The organism is Sphingomonas glacialis (assembly GCF_006439055.1).
Classification (GTDB): Bacteria; Pseudomonadota; Alphaproteobacteria; order Sphingomonadales; family Sphingomonadaceae; genus Sphingomonas; species Sphingomonas glacialis_A.
In genome coordinates this window covers 90,861-107,410 of the sequence record NZ_RCZC01000011.1, presented here as the reverse complement: position 1 = coordinate 107,410, position 16,550 = coordinate 90,861, and the positions used below count along the sequence as shown (strand labels likewise).

At 67.6% G+C, this 16,550-nt stretch carries 12 protein-coding genes; 10 read left to right on the top strand and 2 right to left on the bottom strand.

The features are described from left to right. Window positions 1-286: 286 nt before the first annotated feature. The 4 genes from EAH76_RS22540 (at window position 287) to EAH76_RS22525 (ending at window position 6,677) form a co-directional block, all read left to right on the top strand. Window positions 287-2,770 (top strand): TonB-dependent siderophore receptor, encoded by a 2,484-nt coding sequence (locus EAH76_RS22540; RefSeq protein WP_140852505.1) that lies wholly within the window; start codon window positions 287-289, stop codon window positions 2,768-2,770. 93 nt (window positions 2,771-2,863) lie between these two features. After that, window positions 2,864-3,967 carry a purine nucleoside permease gene (locus tag EAH76_RS22535; protein ID WP_241659851.1) on the top strand — a complete coding sequence of 368 codons (1,104 nt, stop codon included), beginning with the start codon at window positions 2,864-2,866 and terminating at the stop codon, window positions 3,965-3,967. Beyond that, window positions 3,964-5,325: an 8-oxoguanine deaminase gene (locus EAH76_RS22530; protein ID WP_140852504.1), complete on the top strand. Its 1,362-nt coding sequence runs from the start codon at window positions 3,964-3,966 to the stop codon at window positions 5,323-5,325. The genes EAH76_RS22535 and EAH76_RS22530 overlap by 4 nt, the downstream gene beginning before the upstream one ends. Then, window positions 5,325-6,677, top strand: coding sequence for a uracil-xanthine permease family protein (locus EAH76_RS22525; RefSeq protein WP_140852503.1), 1,353 nt, complete (start codon window positions 5,325-5,327; stop codon window positions 6,675-6,677). The genes EAH76_RS22530 and EAH76_RS22525 overlap by 1 nt, the downstream gene beginning before the upstream one ends. A gap of 115 nt (window positions 6,678-6,792) precedes the next feature. On the opposite strand, the gene EAH76_RS22520 is transcribed toward EAH76_RS22525, so the two are convergent. Next, window positions 6,793-8,301, bottom strand: coding sequence for an adenosine deaminase family protein (locus EAH76_RS22520; RefSeq protein WP_140852502.1), 1,509 nt, complete (start codon window positions 8,299-8,301; stop codon window positions 6,793-6,795). A gap of 220 nt (window positions 8,302-8,521) precedes the next feature. On the opposite strand from EAH76_RS22520, the gene EAH76_RS22515 reads away from it, so the two are divergent. The 6 genes from EAH76_RS22515 (at window position 8,522) to EAH76_RS22490 (ending at window position 15,394) form a co-directional block, all read left to right on the top strand. Next, complete coding sequence (locus tag EAH76_RS22515; RefSeq protein ID WP_140852501.1) at window positions 8,522-10,936, top strand: DUF1592 domain-containing protein; 2,415 nt, start codon at window positions 8,522-8,524, stop codon at window positions 10,934-10,936. A gap of 10 nt (window positions 10,937-10,946) precedes the next feature. Continuing rightward, window positions 10,947-12,287: a DUF1552 domain-containing protein gene (locus EAH76_RS22510; RefSeq protein WP_140852500.1), complete on the top strand. Its 1,341-nt coding sequence runs from the start codon at window positions 10,947-10,949 to the stop codon at window positions 12,285-12,287. Then, on the top strand, window positions 12,280-13,665 hold the full coding sequence (locus tag EAH76_RS22505) for an ankyrin repeat domain-containing protein (protein ID WP_140852499.1): 1,386 nt from the start codon (window positions 12,280-12,282) through the stop codon (window positions 13,663-13,665). Before EAH76_RS22510 ends, EAH76_RS22505 begins: the two co-directional genes overlap by 8 nt. 29 nt (window positions 13,666-13,694) lie before the next feature. After that, window positions 13,695-14,177 carry a c-type cytochrome gene (locus EAH76_RS22500; RefSeq protein WP_140852498.1) on the top strand — a complete coding sequence of 161 codons (483 nt, stop codon included), beginning with the start codon at window positions 13,695-13,697 and terminating at the stop codon, window positions 14,175-14,177. A 7-nt stretch (window positions 14,178-14,184) separates the two neighbouring features. Further along, window positions 14,185-14,868, top strand: coding sequence for a cytochrome b/b6 domain-containing protein (locus EAH76_RS22495; protein WP_194151062.1), 684 nt, complete (start codon window positions 14,185-14,187; stop codon window positions 14,866-14,868). Between the two features lie 64 nt (window positions 14,869-14,932). Then, on the top strand, window positions 14,933-15,394 hold the full coding sequence (locus tag EAH76_RS22490) for a hypothetical protein (protein WP_241659850.1): 462 nt from the start codon (window positions 14,933-14,935) through the stop codon (window positions 15,392-15,394). A 36-nt stretch (window positions 15,395-15,430) separates the two neighbouring features. On the opposite strand, the gene EAH76_RS22485 is transcribed toward EAH76_RS22490, so the two are convergent. Then, window positions 15,431-16,546, bottom strand: coding sequence for an adenosine deaminase family protein (locus tag EAH76_RS22485; protein WP_140852497.1), 1,116 nt, complete (start codon window positions 16,544-16,546; stop codon window positions 15,431-15,433). Between the last annotated feature and the right edge of the window lie 4 nt (window positions 16,547-16,550).

Here is a 16,550-nt window from a genome sequence, read left to right as displayed (position 1 = left end):
TAACGACGATCAAGTGGCAAGCCGACCCGCTGTGGTTCTGGCAACAAACCCTGTCGCCTCAGTCATTCCAGACAATAGAATTACACGCAGACGAACCGCGACTTAGATGTCACCGCGCAGGTTCATTTCAAATGCGTTACGAATATGTATTTACACTTCGATGACGGCAACGATAGTTTGTGCAACGCAACAAATTGGCGGGATCGAGCTACCGGCCCGCCAAATCACGCACAACGGCCCGGGGGGATAACCGGCCGTTGGTTCACCAAGGGGGGAATTCCGGACCATGACAGAGACTTCATTCGCTACGGGCACGTCGCAGGCAGCAGCATCGCACGGGCGCTTGCGCAGATCGGTGCTGAGCGCGGCGGCACTGTTGTGCTGCACCGCGATGACCGCGCCAGCCTTTGCGCAGACCACGCCCGAGCCCGACGCGCCCGCGAAGACGGATGCCGACCAGGACATCGTCGTGACCGGTTCGCTCAACGCGATGCCCGACAAGAATGTCGGCTCGATCTTCGGCTTCAACAAGACGCTGGTCGAAACGCCGCGCTCGGCCTCGACGATCAGCAGCGAGCAGATCGAACGCTTCGGCATCACCGACATCTATGATCTCGTCGCGCAGGCGCCGGGCACCTTCACCAACTCGTTCTTCGGCGTCGGCGGCGCGCTCGATATCCGCGGCACGCCGGGCGAGGTCTATTTCCGCGGCGTCCGCCGGCTCGACAATCCCGGCAACTATCCCACGCCGATCGCCGCGTCGGACCGGATCGACATCGTGCGCGGGCCAGCCTCGCCGATCTATGGCCCGTCCAAGACCGGCGGCTATATGAACTTCGTGCCCAAATCGGCGCGCGTGAAGGGCGGCGCGCTGCTCGACCATGCCGAGGGCGAGGTCAGCTACACCGGCGGCAGCTGGTCGTATAACGTCATTAAGGCGCAGGTCCGCGGGCCACTGCGCGTCGGCGGCACCGAATTCGGCTACAGCCTGTATGGCGAAGTCGAGGATTCGGGCAGCTATTATCGCAACATGTCGACGCGCAACGTCGTGCTGCAGGCCGCGTTCGACAATCAGATCACCGATCGGCTGCGTGTCGAATTCGGCGGCATGTACCAGAAATATGACGGCCAGCAGAATGGCGGCTGGAACCGCCTGACCCAGGCGCTGGTCGACAACGGCACCTATATCACCGGCTCGGCCAAGCCGCTCGACACCAACGGCGACGGCCAGATTGCGCCGAACGAGTTCACCTCAGTCGGCACGTTCTCGCCCTTCGGCACCTTCGCCTGTGGCGGGGGCAGCACGTCGGCGGCATCGTTCACCAACGCCTGCTTCACCGGGACCTATCCCTATCTCGGGCTGACCAATACCGGCACGACGACGCTCAGCCGCAAGAATGTGCTGACCGGCCCGAACGATTTCCTCAAGAACGTGGCGAAGACCGGCTATTTCGACATCATCTTCGATGCCGGCAACGATCTCGAGATCAAGAACCAGCTCTTCTACGACGGCATCAGGAACGACAACAACAACGCCTATGGCTTCTCGCAATTCCATCGATCGTATGTGATCGAGGACAAGATCGTCGCCTCGAAGACGATCAAGAGCGACATCGGCACCTTCTCGATCCAGGCCTCGCCCTCGATCCGCTACACCAAGTTCCTCCACGGCGATGATTTCACGTTCGAATATTTCCACCGGGTCGATCTGTCGGTCGGCTACACGCCACTGTCGGACCGGCTGCTATCGAACGAATGCGGCTGCAACTATACCGACTATCTGAAGGGCCATTATACCGATTACGGCGCAGCGGCTTTGGTCGATCTTGATTTCGCGTTCGGCCTCGATGTCATCCTGGGCGGGCGCTACGACCAGATCGACGTCAGCTCGACCAACATGCTCGGCAAACTGCGCGTCGCGACCGGGGTCGCGCAGTCGGGCTCGGGGAGCAAGGGCGGCTGGTCGTACAATGGCAGCATCTCGTACAAGCTGCCCTTCGGCCTGATCCCCTATGGCACGATCTCGCGCCAGACCACGGTGATCGCCGGCCAGGGCTCGGAAATCGCCGCCGCTGACGCGACCGGCGGGACCTTCATCACCGCCTCCAAACTCTATGAGGGCGGCATCAAGGGCAGCTGGCTCAACAACAAGCTGTACGCCGCGCTGTCGGTCTACAAGCAGGAGCGCGTCGACCACAACATCCAGTCGTCGACCGTCAACCAGTCGGTCGAGACCCAGGGGCTCGAGGCCGAGGCGCGCTGGTCGGTCGACAAGCACCTGCTGCTGACCGCCGCCTATACCCGCACCAAGGTCTATAATCTGACCTTCCTCGATGCCGGTTCGACCTTCAGCTTCTTCGGCATCGGCGATCTCGTAAACGTGACCAACCCGACGCTGTTCCTCGGCGGGCAGCCGGGCGGGCTGGTGCCGATCCCCAACAAGGAAGCGTCGCGCCGCCAGGGCATTCCGACCAACCTCTATTCGGCGACGGCGTCCTATGCGTTCGACAACGGGCTCGCCTTCACCGCGAGCCTTGCACAGGTCGACTCGGTCTATTCGGGCCAGTCGCGCGTCGTGAAGCTGCCGGCTTATACGCTGGTCGATCTCGGCGTGTCCTATGCGCGCGACAATTGGCTGTTCCGCGTCGTCGTCAAGAACGCGACCGATGCCGTCTATTACCGCGCGAACTTCACCGAGCTGTTCGGCAGCACGATCGTGCTCCCCGAAAAGCCACGCAGCTTCCAGGCGAGCGTGACCTACAAGTTCTGATGCGCCGGCGGGCACCGGTTCGCGCCGGTGCCCGCCCCGCCCTATAACGCCCCCGTAACGCCGCAGCGTTCCCGACCGTCGAAGGCCATTGTCATGCGTTTCCCACTCCGCGCGATGCTGTTTGCGCTTGCCGGGCTCGGCCTGGTCGGCGGCGTCGCCGATGCGCGCCCGCAAGCGCCGGCCCCCGTCGCCGATTGCCAGCCCGGCGGCCCCTGTTCGCACCCGCTTCCGGTCCGCATCGTCATCGTCACGCTGTTCGAGATCGGCAAGGATAGCGGCGACGTCGCGGGCGAATTCCAGCTGTGGAAGGAGCGGCGCCACCTCGATGTCCGTATCCCCTTCCCCCAAGGGTCGCACGATCTCTATTACAATCCCGACAGCCAGATCCTCGGCGTGGTGACGGGGGTCGGCAACATCCGCTCGGCCAATACGACGATGGCGCTCGGGCTCGATCCGCGTTTCGACCTCCGCCACGCCTACTTCCTCGTCGCCGGGATCGCCGGGATCGACCCGCACCACGCGTCGATCGGCTCGGCGGCATGGGCGCGCTTCCTGGTCGATGGCGATCTCGCGCATGAGATCGACGCGCGTGAAATCCCCGCCGACTGGAAGACCGGCTATTTCCCGCGCGACAAGAAGGGCCCGAACGACACCTCGCCGCCCAAGCCGTCGGGCGAAGTGTTCGAGATCAATCCCGCCTTGCGCGACTGGGCTTACACTCTGACGCGCGATGTGGTCCTGCCCGACGATCCGCACATTGCCGCCGAGCGCGCGCGCTATGTCGGCTATCCGATGGCGCAACGCCCGCCCTTCGTGCTCACCGGCGACAATCTCGCCGCGCTGACATTCTGGCACGGCGCGAAGATGACCGATTGGGCGGCCGACTGGGTACGCTATTGGACGCGCGGGCAAGGCATGTTCGTCACCTCGGCGATGGAGGAAACAGGCACCTATCAGGCGATCCTCGGGCTCGACAGGATCGGGCGCGTCGACAAGAACCGCTTCATGGTGCTCCGCGCGGGCAGCAACTACACGATGCCGCCGCCGGGCGTCGACGCGGCGACCTATCTACTGCGCGAGAATGAAGGCTATGCCGGGCTCGAGGCCTCGGTCGAGAGCCTGTACCGCGTCGGATCGAAAGTGGTCGACGAGCTCGAGGCGCATTGGCCGAAGTACGAGAAGACCGTCCCGCAATGACGCTGAGCGTCATCGCGCATGCCGAGAGGCTCGTCTGCGTCGATGATGCGCGGCGCGAGATACCCGACGGTGCGATCGGCTTTCGCGGCGGCGAGATCGTCGCGGTCGGCACGACCGCCGAGCTCGCAGCGCTGATCGCCGAGGCCGACAGCGTGATCGATGCGCGCGGCTGCGTCGTGACGCCGGGCCTAGTCAACACGCACCACCATCTGTTCCAGTCGCTCACCCGCGCGGTACCGGGGGCGATCAACGCGCCGTTGTTCGGCTGGCTCAAGCGGCTCTATCCGATCTGGGCGCGGTATCGGCCCGAAGACGTGTTCGCGGCGACGCAGCTCGGGCTCGCCGAACTGACGCTGTCGGGCTGCACGCTCAGTTCGGACCATCTCTATCTGTTCCCCGACGGCGTGACGCTCGACGATACGATCGCCGCGGCGAGCGAGATCGGCATCCGTTTCCACCCGACGCGCGGCGCGATGAGCGTGGGCGAGAGTATGGGTGGCCTGCCGCCCGACAGCCTGGTCGAGGACGAGCCGGCGATCCTCGCCGACACGATCCGCGTGATCGATCGCTTCCATGATTCCGCACCGGGCGCGATGGTGCGTGTCGGCGTGGCCCCCTGCTCGCCCTTCTCGGTCAGCCAGGGGCTGATGCGCGATTCAGCGCTGCTCGCACGCGATAAGAAGGTCATGCTCCACACGCATCTCGCCGAGGATGCCGACGATGTGGCTTTCTCGCTCGAACGCTTCGGCTGTCGGCCCGGCGAATATGCCGAAAACCTCGGCTGGACCGGCCCCGACGTATGGCACGCGCACTGCGTCCAGCTCGACGCACAGGAAATCGCCTTGTTCGCGCGGACGCGCAGCGGCGTCGCGCATTGCCCATGCTCGAACTGCCGGCTCGGCGCCGGGATCGCACCACTCCGCGCGATGGTCGCGGCCGGGGTGCCGCTCGGGCTCGGCGTCGATGGCTCGGCGTCGAACGACAGCGGCAATTTGCTCCACGAGGCGCGGCAAGCCTTGCTGCTGCAGCGCGCAGTCGGCGGCCCCGCCGCGTTCGATCCGCGCGCCGCTTTGTTCCTCGCCACGCGCGGCGGTGCCGAGATGCTCGGTCGCCACGATTGCGGGTCACTCGAAGTCGGCAAGCGCGCCGACATCGCGGTCTGGGACATGGGCGACGTCGCGAGCTGCGGCGCATGGGACTTGGTCGCCGCACTGATCCTCAGCCCGCCGCCGGGCGCGCGCGACGTGTTCGTCGAGGGCCGCGCGGTCGTGCGCGACGGCGAGCTCGCGCAGGCCGACCGCCGTACGATCCTGCGCGCGGCGGCGCGGTCGCGCACGCGCCTCATGGAGCTTGCCTGATGTCCGAGCTGATGACGCGCGAGCAGGCGCGCGATCCCGACTATTTCCCCGGGTTCGCCATCGCAATCCCGCTCGGCATCCAGCATGTGCTGGCGATGTTCGTCAGCAACATGACGCCGGCGATCATCGTCGCGGGTGCGGCGGGCTTCGGCTATGGGTCGAAGGATCCGAGCGCGATGATCTATTTGATCCAGATGTCGATGCTGTTCGCCGGCATCGCCACGCTGATCCAGACGATCGGCGTCGGCCCCGCAGGCGCGCGGCTGCCGCTCGTCCAGGGGACGAGCTTTGCCTTCCTGCCGGTGATGATCCCGATCGTCGCCGGGCAAGGCCCCGCCGCGATCGGCGCGCTGATGACCGCGGCCTTGTGCGGCGGGCTGGTGCATACCGCGCTCAGCTTCTTCGTCGGGCGGATCCGCTTTGCGCTGCCGCCGATCGTCACCGGGCTGGTCGTGCTGATGATCGGCCTCTCGCTGATGCGGATCGGGGTGCAATATGCGGCGGGCGGCGTGTCGGTGCAGGGCAGCGCGGCCTATGGCGCGGGCGAGAGCTGGCTGCTGGCCGGGGTCGTCGTCGTCGTGACGCTAGGCTTCAGCTTCTACGGGCGCGGCATCGGATCGAGCGCGGCGGTGCTGATCGGCCTGATCGCTGGCTACGTCGCCGCCGCCGCGCTCGGCAAGGTGTCGCTCGCACCGATCGGCAACGCGGATTGGGTGATGCTCCCCTCGCCCTTCCATTTCGGCTTTGCGGTCTCGGCCTCGGCGATCGCCGGGTTCGTGCTGATGGGGTTCATCTCGGCGATCGAATCGATCGGCGCGGTCTCGGCGATCTGCGAGGGCACCGCGCAGCGCCCCGCCACCGACCGCGAGCTGATCGGCGCGACCTGCGCCGACGGCGTCGGCACCGCGATCGGCGCGGTGTTCGGCGCCATGCCCAACACCTCGTTCAGCCAGAATGTCGGGCTGATCGCGATCACCGGGGTGATGAGCCGCCACATCGTCACGATCGGCGCGCTGTTCCTATTGCTGTGCGGGCTCGCGCCCAAAGTCGGCGCGGCGATCATCACGATCCCGATCGAAGTGCTCGGCGGCGGGGTGATCGTGATGTTCGGGATGGTCGCCTCGGCGGCGCTGTCGATCCTGTCCGAGGTCGACTGGAGCCAGCGCAACATGCTGATCTTCGGCGTCGCTCTGTCGGTCGCGGTCGGGCTCGAGCTCGAGCCCGGCGCGGTGGCGCATTTGCCGACGACGCTGCGGATCCTGGCGACATCGGGCGTGCTGCCTGCGGCGGTGATAGCTGTGGTGCTCAATCTGGTCGTGCCGCACCCAGTGAAAGAGCTGGCGGCGGCGTGATCGCTCCTTCGTCACCCCGGCCCTGTGCCGGGGCCCACCGTGCCACGCGCACACCACCGGCAGAACGCGCATGCCGGTAGACCTTGGAACAAGTCCGGGGTGACGGAGGAATGCGTTAGCGCCGCACCGCCTCGAACACCGCCAGATCCCGCTCGAGCGCCGCCTGTTTCGCGGCCTTGGGGTTCGCCGCGAGGAACGTGGCGCAGCCCGGCGACGTCGCCACCCCGCACACCGTCACCCGCGCGCAACCCGCACGATCGCGCCACAGGCTCGCTCCCGGGAGAAACGAGTATTGCAACCCATCGCGCACGATCTGCTTGAGATCGGCGTAGCGCAGATGCTGTTCGGTGACCGCGCGGACATATTCGTTGGTCATGTCGGAACGCGAGACGCCCTCGTCGTCGGTCGACAGCACCACCGGCACCCCCGCCGCGCGATACAGCGAAAGCGGATGATCGCGCCCCTTAACGCCCAGGATCACCGCGTTGCTCGTCAGGTTGATCTCCACCGCAACGCGCTCGCGCGCCATCCGCGCGAGGAGTGCGGTCGCGTCGGTCTCGTACGCGATATCGACCCCGTGGCCGATCCGGCGCGCACCCGCCACCGCGACCGCATCGCGGATGTGGAAGGCGAGATCGCGTGGCGGCACCAGCCCCATCGTCAGCTCGCCGGCATGAAGCGACAGACCCACGCTCGGATGCCGCGCCTTGAGGAAGGCTATCATCCGCATGTGCAGCGCATAGTCGCGCACCGCGACCGGATCATGCTCGGGCGCGGCGATGTTGATCCCGACGAAGCGCGGATCGGCCTCCGCGACCGCGAACCCCAGCGCGAGCTGCGCAAACACCGCCGCGGCCGGCAGCGTGCGGATCGCGGTGTAGAGATAGCGCGTCTCGACCCCGCACGCGGGCGCGGGCGTCGCGCTGCGGCACCCGTCGATGGCGGCCGCCTTGGCCTCGGTCTCGTCCAATTCGGCGCGGACCTTGGCGACCGCACCGGGCAGCATCGGCGCGAGCCGCGCGGCCATCGCCGCAAAGTCGCTCGCGTCCGCCACGCTGCCCAGCGCGGCGACGGCGGCGACGGAGGTGTGCGACCCCGCACCGAGTTCGATGTAGGACACATGGTCGGCCGCGGCCTGTTCACGCGTCAGCGCAAGCGACGCCCCGTTATTGCCGCGCGACGCCGCCGAGAACGCGTCGAAGGTCGCGAAGAAGCGGTCATAGCCCGACACGCTCCGATCGCCGACCCCGGATTCGAACCCGCGGGTCGAGAAAGCATCGATCGCGCGGCTGTAGCGCGGATAGTCGCGCTCGAGCCCGGCGGCGGGGACGCGGTTGGGCGCGTCGCACGGAGGATCGACGACGCGCCAGCTGTCGGTCGCGATGCACAGCCCGCCTGCCGCCGCCCAGCGCAGGAAATCCTCGGCATAGATCGATCCGCCATTGTGATTGTGGAGATCACCACCCTTGGGCATTTGCGCGAGGAAGATGCGCAGCCGCGGCGGGCTGTCGGCGATCCGGTCGAGCGTGGCAGCGGTGCGCGCTTCGTCGGTCGCAGCGGGTGGCCCGGATGCCACCGCCGGCGTCGCCCATAACGATATCGCGACCAGAACCGCCTTGCGCATGTACGTACCCCCCCGGCCGCCGATCGACGCAGGCCTTCTGGCCAGCGCGCCCCATGAGTTCAATGTCGATATTGCGCACGATCCGTTGCGGAAATGCGCGCTGCGCAGGGCTAGCCGCCGCGGCACTGGCGCGCTCTTTTTGCGGTACCCGTGTCGCGTTAACGGCAATGGACGCGAGCACGGCACCCCGATAGCCCGACAGCGAAACAGGGGTGTGGCAATGAGCGTGCGTAGGCGTCCAACTCTCGGCAGCAGCGTGTTCGCGCTGAGCGTCGTGCTGGCCGCGACCGCGGTGTTCGCGCATCCCGCGCCGCAGGTTGCGACCGCTGCCCCGCGCGAAGCGGCACCGCCAATGCTCGGGACCTATTGCGCCAGTTGCCACAATGATGACGACCGGATCGCGAACCTGTCGATCGACGATCTGCGCAGCGTCGATCTCACCAACGGCGACCACGGCGACGCATGGGAGAAGATCCTCCGCCGCGTCCGCATCGGCGAGATGCCGCCCGCCAGCAAGCCGCAGCCCGACCCGGTGTCGCGCGCGGCGTTCGTCGCCTGGCTCGAAAGCTCGCTCGACCGGTATGCCGTGGCGCATCCCGATCCGGGCCGCGCGACGATCCGTCGGCTCAACCGCGTCGAATATGCCAATGCGGTGCGCGATCTGCTCGGGCTCGAGGTCAATGTGTCGCGCGATCTGCCGCAGGACAATTCGGGGTACGGCTTCGACAATATCGCCGATGTGCTGAGCGTCTCGCCGACCTTGATGGACCGCTATGTCGCGGTGGCCGGCAAGGTCGGGCGGATGGCAACCGGGCTGACCTCGCCGCGGCCGTTCGTCACGGCGTACGAACTGCCCAAGGACGGCTCGATCGCCAATGGCGGCCGCCCCGCCTATAACGAGCGCGCGAGCGACGATCTCCCGCTCGGCTCGCGCGGCGGTGGCAGCATCGCCTATTTCGCGCGCTACGACGCGACCTATGAAGTCAGCGGCTGGCTCAACGCCAACACCAATAACGAGACCGACCATCTGAACGAGGACAAGGTCAGCGTCCGCGTTCCGCTGAAGGCGGGTGCGCATGTCATCGGCCTGTCGTTCCACCGCGAGATCGCGCCCGACGAGAGCATCCAGACGCTGCGCAACGATCTCGACAAGGTGCCGCTGCCGACCGCCGCGCCGGTGCCGCTCCCGCTCGACGTGTCGGTCGACGGGGTCCGCGTCGCGCAGATCAGCGTGCCCTCCTACCGACTGTCACCGCGCTACGCGCAGCAGAACTTTCTGCGCGACGTCCAGCAGATCGACGTGGCAGGCCCGTTCGGCCCGACCGGCATGGCGAACACGCCGAGCCGCAAGCGCATCTTCACCTGCACGCCGACCAGCGCCGCCACCGAGCGGCCGTGCGCGACGCGGATCGTCTCAGCGCTTGCGCGGCGCGCCTATCGGCGCCCGGTCACCCAGGCCGATCTCGCGCCGTTGCTGCGGCTCTACCGCGCCGAACGCGCATCGTCCGATTTCGAGCATGGCGTCGAGGCGATGGTCGAGGCGCTGCTCGTTTCGCCCAACTTCCTGTTCCTCGTCGAGCAAGACCCCGCCGGCAGTGCGCCCGGCAGCGTCCACCCGGTCAGCGATGTCGAGCTCGCCTCGCGCCTGTCCTTCTTCCTGTGGAGCAGCATCCCCGACGACGCCCTGCTGCGCACCGCCGAGCAGAACCGCCTGCACGATCCCGCGATGCTCAAGGCGCAAGTCGCGCGGATGCTCGCCGATCCGCGCGCGGCGGCGCTGACCAGCAACTTTGCCGGGCAATGGCTGTATCTGCGCAACCTCGACCAGCAGCGCCCCGACATCACCGCCTATCCGCAGTTCGACGCCCGACTGCGCGCGGCGATGGGCCAGGAGACGTCGCTGTTCTTCGGTTACGTGCTGCGCACCAATCGCAGCGTGCTCGATTTCATCGCCGCCGATTACACCTTTCTCAACCAGCGGCTCGCCGACCATTACGGCATCGCCGGCGTGCGCGGGACGGCGATGCGGCGCGTCAGCCTCGATCCCGCCGAGCATCGCGGCGGCCTGCTCGGCCAGGCGAGCATCCTGACCGTGACGTCCTATGGCAACCACACGTCGGTGGTGAAGCGCGGCAAGTGGATCCTCGAAAACCTACTCGCCGCAGCTCCGCCGCCGCCACCGCCCGACGTGCCCGCCTTGGTCACCGTCCATGCCGGACGCGCGCTCAATGCGCGCCAGCAGCTCGAACTGCATCGCACCAGCCCGGCGTGCGCCGCGTGCCACGTCAAGATGGACCCGCTCGGCTTCGCGCTCGAGAATTTCGATGCGATCGGCGGGTATCGCCTCGCCGATGCCGGGCAGCCGATCGACGTGTCGGCGCAGATGCCCGACGGCACGCGCTTCGCCGGGCTTGCCGGGCTCCAGAAGATCCTGCTCGCGCACAAGGACGAATTCACCAGCGCGTTCACCGAGCGGCTGCTGACCTACGCGCTCGCGCGGGGCCTGACGCCGCGCGACATGCCCGCGGTGCGCCATGTCGCGAACGGTGCGGCCGGCGATGGCTATCGCATCCAGACGATCGTGCAGGGGGTCGTCGCGAGCGACCCGTTCCGCCTGCGCAAAACCCCGAAATGAGGAGGCCGGCATGATCGTCCTGCGCAAACCGATGGCCCGGCGTACGATGCTGCGCGGGCTCGGCACGATGATCGCGCTGCCGTTCCTCGAGGCGATGATGCCCGCGGCCAAGGCAGCCGATCTCGCATCACGACCGAAGCGGCTGCAGGTGTTCTATTCGCCCAACGGCATGATGATGGAGGGCTTCCAGCCGAGCGCTGCGGGCGGCGGCCTCACGCTGCCCCCGACGTTGGAACCGTTGGCACCGCACCGCCGCTACGTTTCGGTGATCAGCGGCCTCGGGCATCCAAGCGCCGCGGCGATGGGCGATCGGCCTGCGGGGCATGGCCGGTCGTGCCCGGCGTTCCTCACCGGCGTCCATGTGAAGCAGACCGAAGGCACCGACATCCGCTGCGGCATCTCGGCCGATCAGGTCTATGCCAACCATCTCGGTGACGCGACGCAGCTCAGTTCGCTCGAACTCGGCATCGACCAGCCGAGCCTGCTCGGCAGCTGCGACATCAATTACAGTTGCGCCTATACCAACGGCATTTCGTGGCGCAACGCGACGGTGCCGATGCCCGTCACGGTCAACCCGCGCGATGTGTTCGAGCGGCTGTTCGGCGATGGCGAGGCGCTCGACGCGAAGAGCCGCCTCGCCCAGCTCCGCCGCCAGACGAGCATGCTCGATTTCGTGCGCGACGATACCGCGCGGCTCGCCGGGCGGCTCGGCGCCGAGGACAAGCACAAGCTCGCCGAATATCTCGAGGCGACGCGCGACATCGAACGCCGCATCCAGCGCACGGCGACCTCGGGCGGTGGCCCCGAAGCGAACGGGCTCGAGCGCCCCGGCGGGATCCCCGATTCGTTCGACACGCATGTCCGGATGATGATCGACCTGCAGGTGCTGGCGATGCAGGCCGACATCACGCGCGTCGGCAGCTTCATGATCGGGCGCGAGCTGAGCAACCGCACCTATCCCGAGATCGGCGTCCCCGATTCGCACCACATGCTCAGCCATCACGGCCACGACCCCGCCAAGATCGCCAAGCTGTCGCGGATCAACCGCCATCACATGGAGTATTTCGCCTATTATCTCGACCGGATGGCGGCGGTGAAGGATGGCGAAGGCAGTCTGCTCGACCGTACGCTGGTGCTGCGCGGCTCGGCGTTCGGCGACCCCAACGAGCATGATTTCATGGATCTGCCGATCATCGTCGCGGGGGGGCTGGTCAAGGGCGACCGGCATATCGTGGTCGAGAAGAAGACCAGCGCGTCGAACCTGTTGCTCGCGGCGCTCAACGTGCTCGACGTGCCGATCACGACGTTCGGCGACAGCAGCGGGCCGCTCGCGGCGCTCGCCAATGCGTGAGCGCCTGCCTCGGCTGTTGCTCGCCATCGCCTGTCTGGTCGGCTGCGGCACGGCGCAGGCGAGCCCGCCCGCGACCGACGCCGACACGGCGCTCGGCGCTGCGATCCGCGCCAATGACGTGGGTGGTGCACGCGCCGCGCTGGCGCAGCATGCCGACGTCAACCGACGGCTCGCGTTCGGCGCGACGCCGCTCGGCTGGGCGGTCGATACGCAGAATGCCGAGATGGTGTCGCTGCTGCTCGAGCGTGGCGCGACGCTCGATGTCGCGGACAGCGACGGCGTCTCGCCGCTCGGCCTCGCCTGCGAGCTCGGCAATGCCGCGATCGTCACCAAGATCCTCGACGCCGGCGCCCCGCTGCGGACGACGCGCGTCGACGGCGTCACCCCGCTTGCGATCTGCGCGCGCTACGGGCCGGTCGAGGCGGTCGCGTGGATGCTCGCGCACGGCGCGACGCCCGACGCGCTCGACGCGCGCGGACAGACGCCGCTGATGTGGGCCGCAGCCGCCGGGCGGCGCGAGGCGGTCGCGCTGCTGCTCAAGGCGGGCGCGGATGCCAATCGCGTGTCGAAGGCGGGCTTCTCGCCGCTGTTCTTCGCGATCAAGAGCGGCGACGTGGCGGCGACCGACGCCCTGCTATCAGCGGGTGCGCGCGCCGATTATCGCGGACCCGAGCAGACCAGCCCGCTGCAGCTCGCCGGCTATCAGAAGCGCTACGGCGTGGCGACGCTGCTCGTCGCACGCGGCGCCGACCTGACCGAGCGCGACCGCGAGGGCAAGCAGCCGCTCCACATCGCCGCCGCCGCGGGTGACCTGGACCTCATCAAAGCCTTGCTCGCGAGGGGCGCCGATCCCAATGGCCTCACCGGGCAATCGCGGATCACCTGGGTGACCGAGGCCAATTTCGGCGTCCCACCGCCCGCCGTGCCCCCCACCCCGCCGCTGCTGCTCGCCGCGGCAAACGGCCAGGCCGCGGCGATGACATTGCTCCTCGCCGCCGGTGCCGACCCGCATTTCGTCGCAGCGAACGGCACCACTGTCGTGCTCGCGGCGGCGCGCGGCGGGAGCGCGGCCGCGCTGACGCTCGCACTGCGGCTCGCGCCCGATGCCAACGTTGCCGACGCCCATGGCGATACCGCGCTTCACGTGCTGGTCGGCGGCGGGATGCAGCCCGAGCTCGGCGCGATGCTGCAGCTGCTCGCCGCACACGGCGCCCGCGCCGACATCGCCAATCGGCGCGGCACGACGCCCACCCAAATGGCGGATGGCGGCCTGTCGGAGGTCAAAGCGGTTTTTCACGAACATTTTCCCGATCGCACTGGCGTCAAACTCGCAGATGCGGGACACAGGCAAAAGCTGCCGGCAACGGCGCAGAATTGATCGTCCCCTTTTAGTCATGGATATTCGCGATGCTTAAACTGCGTACCTTCAAGACTGTGTCGCTCGCCGCCGGTGCGCTGTGCGCGACGGTGCTGGCGGGATCGCTCGCCGCCGGTGCGGGCCCGTCGACCGACGCCGTGATCGCCACGCGCGTCGCGGGCTTCAAGAAGATGGGCGGCGCGATGAAGGCGCTCAACGACCAGCTGAAGAGCGGCGCGCCGGTCAAGGCGACGATGGTCGCCGCCGCGCAGACGATCGCCGAGAACGCGCGGGCGCAGGGCAAGCTGTTCCCCGCCGGCAGCGGACCAGCGGCCGGGGTCAAGACCGATGCGCTGCCCAACATCTGGACCGACCGCGCGACCTTCGATGCGCAGATGGCCAAGCTCGTCACCGCCGCCGACAAGCTCGTCGCGGTCGCGAACAGCGGCGATGCCGCGGCGATCGGCGCGCAGGCAAAGGCGACCGGCGCGGTCTGCGGCGGCTGCCATCGCCAGTTCCGCTCGAACACCTGACGCGCCGATGCTCGCCCGCGACACCAGCGAGAGTGCCGAGACCAAAGTGCGCATCTGGGACGTGCCGGTGCGGCTGTTCCATTGGCTGCTCGTCGGCCTGCTCGGCTTTTCGTGGTGGAGCGGGTCGCAGCATCTGATGGACTGGCATCGGCTGTCGGGCTTCACCATCCTCGCGCTGCTGCTGTTCCGGCTGTACTGGGGCGTGGTCGGCAGCCCGACCGCGCGCTTCAGCTATTTCGTGCGGGGGCCGCGCGCGGTTGTCGCGCATTTGCGCGCCAAGGAGCCGAGCGCTCCGGGGCATACCCCGATCGGCGGATGGAGCGTCGTCGCGATGCTGGCGACGCTCACCGCGATGGTGCTCGCCGGGCTGTTCGCGATCGACGTCGATGGGCTCGAATCGGGTCCGCTCGCGGATTATGTGAGTTTCGACCAGGGGCGGCTCGCGGCCGAGATCCATCACTGGATCTTCAACGCGCTGCTCGCGCTCGTCGCGCTGCACGTGCTCGCGATCGCCTTCTATCACCTGCATCGGCGCAAGAACCTGATCGGCCCGATGATCACCGGTCGTGGACGCGCGAGCGCGACGATCGCGGCGCCGGAGCTGGCCCGCGCCTGGGCGTTGAAGGCCGTGCTCGGCGGCGTCGGCGCAGGCCTGATCGCGCTCGCCGTCGCGCGTGGCTTTCGGTTCTAAGCGGGGACGATAGCTCCTCCGAAAACCGATCGTTTGCTCGAAGGCGGTCTGCTATTCATCGCCAATGGCAATCAGCCCGGCCCTCTCGGCATCGTTGACCGCGGTCGGCACCATCATGGGCCAGGCGAATGACCCCTGGTGGATCATCGCCAGCGCCGCCGTCGCGCTCCATGGCGCCGATCCAGGACACGTGGCGGACGTGGACGTGCTGCTGAGCGCCGCCGATGCCAACCGCATCCTGCCGACGATCGGCGTCGCGGTTCGGGGCGGGTCGGCGCATGCGACCTTCCGGTCGAGCATCTTCGGATCGTGGCCGGGCACGATGCTGCCGGTCGAGTTCATGGCCGACTTTCAGCACCGGTCGGGCGGGGAATGGCTGCCGGTGCAGCCAGCAACCCGACAAGCTATCAAGGTCGATGCCGCGATGGTGTTCGTCCCTGAGAAGGCGGAGCTACAGGCAATGCTCGTCGCGTTCGGCCGGCCGAAGGATATCGAGCGGGCCAGAAGCCTTGCAGCGGTGCTGTAGCGGCGCCTCTCACAACACCATGTCGAATAGGCGTCTTTAGCTGCGCAGCACCGTTGCCAACCTGTCGTCGAAGGCAACGCCCCATTCGCGTTTCCACTGCGCTTTGACGGCATCCGCCATCCAGGCGCCGTCGATCCCGTTCAGCATCATTGCGCGCAAGGCGGGCAGCTCGAAACCCAGATGCGTATACATCAATTCCCACGCCCCTGCCGGGCTGACCGCATGGAGCGTCGGATCGTCGGTATTGGGATGCAAGCGCAGGCCCAGCTCCGCCATCCGCCGGATCGGATGATCGAGCGCCCAGCGGTCCGGCGCGAGCGTGCGCATGTAATAGGAATTGGTCGGGACGACGGTGAAGACGATCCCGCGATCGGCATAGCGCCGCGCGAGATCGGGATTGTCGACGATCGTATAGCCGTGATCGACCCGGTCGACGCCCAGCACATCGACCGCAGTCGCAACGTTGCGCCACGACGTGCCGAACTCCCCGGCATGCGCCGTCGCGCGTAAGCCCGCACGGCGGGCCAGCGCGAAAGCGTCCGCGAACAGTTCGGGCGGGCGGTCGATCTCGCCGTAATCGATGCCGATCCCGCCGACGCGCTCGTCGCGCGCGGCGAGCATTGCCTCGACCATCGCCACCGCCTCGGCGGGCGATGCCTCGCGGTCGATGCTCGGGATCAGGACGGACGTGATGCCGTAATCGGTCTGCGCATCGCGCATCCCCGTCACGATCGCCGCCTGCATCTCGGGATAGCGTAAGCCCGACGTCCGCAAGCTCGCGGTCGGGTTCCAGAAGAATTCGGCGTGGCGGACATTCTCGGCAGCGGCGCCAGCAAGATATTCGTATGCGATCCGCCGGAAATTGTCGGGCGCCAGCAGCAGATGCTGCTCGAGCGCACGCAGCACGCGCAAGACGCCGACGGGCTTCTCGCCGCGTTCATAGAAGGAGGCGATGTCCTCGGCGCTCAACGGCGCGCGATGCTCGGCGACGAGATCGGTAAAGGTCTCGCGCTTTACGGCGCCGAGCAAGTGGCAGTGCAACTCGGCTTTCGGCATCGCGGCGAAGAAACCGCGCAACGCGTCGCCCGCGACACGGTCGAGCGGCGACGAGGGAACATGGCCGATCGACGGCCTGGTGTGGGTCAGCGACATAAAT